Below are 4,690 nucleotides of genomic sequence, written 5' to 3' on the forward strand. Positions count from 1 at the left end.
AGATAAAACAGAAAAAGCAACCCCGAAAAAGAAAAAAGACGAGCGAAAAAAAGGTAATGCCTACCAAAGCAAGGACGTTGTCAGTGTTTTTATTTTACTTATTGGATTCTTTGTAGTCAGCCAGTTAGGATTATTCATTGCCCAGCAAGTTAAGACTTATTATTATGGGCAAATGACTAAGATCATTGGGTTGAAGACGTTAACCGTTGCGACTTGTGTGCAAATTTCAAAAGAGGCGGTACAGGTTTTTTTTATTTCAGCCATGCCGATTATTATTGTCTTAGCCGTAACGGCCATAATAATGGTTGGTATTCAAACCGGATTTTTAATTTCAAAAGATCTCATAAAGTTTAAATTCAGCAGAATTAGCTTAATGCAGGGCATTAAACGATTGTTTTCGCTAAGATCCGTTGTCGAATTAATTAAATCCATTTTTAAAGTTGTTTTAGTATTAGCCATTATTTACACCAGTATTATGAGTATTTTGCCATTAACACCGGATTTGTTAAGCAATCGGCTGTCTACGGATATATCCTTTTTGATTCAAAAAATCACGGGAATGGTCAATCAAATTTGTATTATTTTTGCAGGAGTCGCTATTTTAGACTTTGCCTATCAAAAATATGATTATGAGAAAAAACTTAAAATGACCAAGCAGGAAGTAAAGGATGAATATAAGCAAACCGAGGGAGATCCTCAGCACAAAGGTAAAATGAAAGATAAACAACGGCAAATGAGCCAAAATAGAATGATGCAAAAGGTGCCGACAGCTGATGTCATCGTCAGAAACCCGACCCATTATGCAGTCGCCTTAAAATATGATATTGAACATGACCTGGCACCAATTATTGTCGCAAAAGGAAAAGATCATTTAGCACTTCGTATTGTGGAAATTGGAGAAAAAAACAACATACCCATTAAAGAGAATAAACTCCTGGCAAGAGGATTATACGCAATGGCGGAGGTCAATGATTGTATTCCCGGAGAACTTTATCAGGCAGTTGCAGAGCTGATTGCATGGGTTTATAGCGAAAAAAAGAAAGATAAAGGAGCAGTATGAAAATTACGCAAAATATCGTTGTTTTATTAGTAGTTTTAACTATTGCACTTATTATTATTCCGTTACCGCCATTTTTACTGGATTTTATGTTTATCATTAATATTAGTATTTCATTAATGATTTTATTAACAACCATGTTTATAGGCGGACCCCTGGAATTCCCTATTTTCCCATCCATGTTACTGATCACAACACTTCTCCGGCTGGCATTGGGTATATCCTCTACCCGATTGATTCTATCCAACGGAGGAGAGGCGGGGCAAATTATCGCAGCCTTCGGTAACTTTGTTCTCGGAGGAAATGCCATTGTTGGATTCATTATTTTCATTATTATCATTATTGTGCAGTTTATTGTTATCACAAAAGGTGCGGAACGAATTTCCGAGGTTTCGGCACGGTTTACATTAGATGCTATGCCGGGAAAACAAATGGCCATTGATGCTGACCTCAGTGCCGGCGTCATTACCGATGAAGAAGCAAAAGACAGAAGAAATAACATCCAGAGAGAAGCAGAATTTTATGGATCCATGGATGGTGCCACAAAACTGGTCAAAGGCGATGCCATTGCCTCCATTATCATTGCTGTTGTCAATTTAGTTGCCGGAACCATTATTGGTATGGTTCAAGGAGGGATGGCCTTTAGCGAAGTATTAAGCGTTTATTCCATTGCAACCGTGGGAGATGGCCTGGTAAATCAGGTACCAGCCCTGATGATTTCAGTGGCTACCGCAATGATTGTAACCCGGGCAGTTTCTGAAAGCAATTTAAATGAAGAAGTAATCAAACAGTTTCTTTCTCAGCCGAGGGTTTTAATTATCGCCGGAACGTCTGTTTTTATGATGTGCTTTATTCCAGGCGCTCCAATCATACAAATTCTTCCAATTTCCCTTTTTCTGGTTTTCCTGGGTTATGTATTAATAAAAAAAACAAAAGTAAAATCGGAATTGGCAGTAGCCGGTCAAATGAGTCAGTTGGTTGCCGAAGAAAACAACGAGGTCGATTTCTACCGAAATATAGACAATGTATACAGTGTCATCGGGGTTGAACCCATTGAAATGGAATTCGGATACTCCCTTCTGCCCCTGGTGGATGAAGGAAGCGCAGGAAATTTTATTGATCGGATTGTCATTTTCAGAAAACAGTTTGCTTTGGACATGGGCGTTGTCATACCAACCGTAAGGCTCAGAGATAATGGTATGATTAATCCCAACCAGTATCTCATTAAAATAAAAGGTGAAGAAGTGGCAAAAGGAGAAGTGCTGGTGGGTTACTTTTTAGCCCTTGATTCAGGAAACAGCAGCGAGCCCATTGAGGGAATCGAAACCATTGAGCCGGCCTATGGCATCAAGGGTAAATGGATCATCGAAGAAGATAAGGAAATGGCAGAGGTCTATGGATATAATGTCATTGATGCCCTTTCTGTGATCGTAACCCATATGTCTGAGGTTATTAAAAGACATATTAACGAATTGCTTAGCCGCCAGGACATTAATACGTTACTCGAAAATGTTTCGAAAACAAATCCAGCCATTGTTGGAGATGTCATTCCTAATATTGTATCCATTTCCGATTTTCAGAAAATTTTAATTAATCTGTTAAAGGAAGGCATACCCATACGGGATATGCAGAGCATTTTAGAAACATTAGGGGATCACGGTTTAGCCATTAAAGATACAGATATGCTAACTGAATACGTCAGACAAAAATTGAAAAGAACCATTACCAGAAAATACACCGATGGTAACAGTATTAAGGTTATTACCCTGGATCAGGAAATAGAAAACATTATCTTGAATTCAGCCAAGAAAAATGAGCACGGCACCTATCTGGCAATTGATCCACTGGTCGTCCAGAATATTGTTGAAAAGGTCACCGAACAAATTGAAAAGGTAAAAGAAATAATAGATCGATCAATTATCCTGACATCCCCAATTGTTCGTATTTATTTCAAACGATTAATTGAGCAGTTTTTAGTGGATTTAACGGTTCTCTCCTTTAATGAGATAGATACCAATATTCAAATTCAGGTCATTGGTATGATTAAGTTAGAGAATTAAAGGATATGAATCCCTTTGAAAAAAAGGAGTGAAAAAAATGAATGTTTCTGAAAAGCAATGTGAAGATAACAGCATGGATCAATGGCAATTGTATAAAAAGAGTAGAAGCACCGATCTTAGAAACGAAATAGTCCTTCAATATTCAGGCCTGGTCAAAAAAATTGTTTTAAGATTCAAAGGTAGCTACAATAATTTTGGTCAGCTTGATGATATGGTTAATCAGGGAATGATTGCCCTGATTAATGCCGTGGAAAAATTTGATTCGGAATTAGGCAATAAATTTGAAACGTTTGCATCCCTTAAAATCAGAGGGGCCATTATTGACTTTATGCGAAAACAGGATTGGGTACCGAGAAGTCAGCGAAGTCTGTCAAAAGTATTGGAAGATACATTTGGCGAGTTATATGTTCAAAATGGTCGGGAACCAACTGAAAATGAAATAGCCGATAAAATGGGAATAACCATTGAAAATCTTCATAAAATCCTTGAACAACGGCATAATTCCTTTGTATTATCCTACGAAGAAGCCATTAATGAAAAAATGATGGAAGTGTCGCCACTGATTACCAATCAGAGAAAAGACGAAATGCCGGAATCCCAACTTTTGTACGATGAACTAAAAGCAAAACTGGGAGAAGCCATTGATCAGCTAAAGGAAAAAGAGCGAGTGGTTGTCTCTTTATACTATTATGAAAATTTGAAATTAAGAGAAATAGCAGAGATTTTAGGAGTCACCGAATCCAGAGTATCTCAAATTCATTCCCAGGCAATTATAAAAATGAAAACAAGAATGAACGATTATTAAATCAGATTAAACAGGAGGCAGAAAATGGATAGAGGATTTTATTCAGTAGCCGCAGGGTTATTAACAGGACAAAAAGCAGTTAATGTGATGTCCAATAATGTGGCCAATGTCAATACCGCAGGTTATAAAAGCCAGTCAACCCTGCAAACAAGTTTTGGGGAGTATCTCCTTTCAAGAATGAGCTCTTTAAGTAATGTTGCAAAAGACAATATTGGAACAGGCTCTTATATGACAGTCAATAGCGGACAAACCACCAACTTTTCCCAGGGAAGCCTTGAAAAAACCGGAAGGAATGTTGATATGGCCATTCAGGGCGACGGCTTTTTTCTGGTCCAAAGTGATGCTTATGGCCAGGTTCTGACCAGAAACGGGCAATTTGAAATTAATGAAACCGGAAATCTTATTTTACCGGGAGTCGGAAATGTTTTAAACAGTAATGGCCAGCCTGTGACCTTAAATGACAGTGACTTTTCGCTGAGCTTTGATGGCAAAATCCTTGAAAACGGTGTGGAAACGCAGTCCCTTTATATCGCAGATGTGGCAAATAAAAATGATCTTAAAGAAGTGGGGACCGGTTTTTTTCAGACTCAAAATGGCTTTCAGGCAGCCGGACCAAATACTTTTACCACCATACAAGGTTCTATTGAAAAATCCAATACTGATATGACAACGGAAATGAGTCAGATGATTTCCAGACAAAACAATTTTCAATCCTGTGCCCAAGTTCTAAAAATATACGATCGGATTAATGAAATCAGCGCCAATCAA

Annotated in this window: 4 protein-coding genes; all 4 read left to right on the forward strand. The window is 37.9% G+C overall.

Annotated features, from left to right (window positions below):
• The coding region (gene flhB / locus VIK44_RS10145) for a flagellar biosynthesis protein FlhB (RefSeq protein WP_331553787.1) at positions 1-1,060 on the forward strand (1,060 nt) is incomplete at its 5' end.
• Entirely contained in the window at positions 1,057-3,117 is a 2,061-nt protein-coding gene (gene flhA / locus VIK44_RS10150) for a flagellar biosynthesis protein FlhA (protein ID WP_331553788.1), read from the forward strand. The genes flhB and flhA, both read left to right, overlap by 4 nt.
• Positions 3,118-3,154: 37 nt before the next feature.
• Complete coding sequence (locus VIK44_RS10155; RefSeq protein ID WP_331553789.1) at positions 3,155-3,922, forward strand: FliA/WhiG family RNA polymerase sigma factor; 768 nt, start codon at positions 3,155-3,157, stop codon at positions 3,920-3,922.
• Positions 3,923-3,946: 24 nt separating this feature from the next.
• Positions 3,947-4,690: flagellar hook basal-body protein (locus VIK44_RS10160; RefSeq protein ID WP_331553790.1), on the forward strand; the 744-nt coding region annotated here is incomplete at its 3' end.

The organism is Acetobacterium sp. (genome assembly GCF_036508315.1).
Taxonomy (GTDB): domain Bacteria; phylum Bacillota; class Clostridia; order Eubacteriales; family Eubacteriaceae; genus Acetobacterium.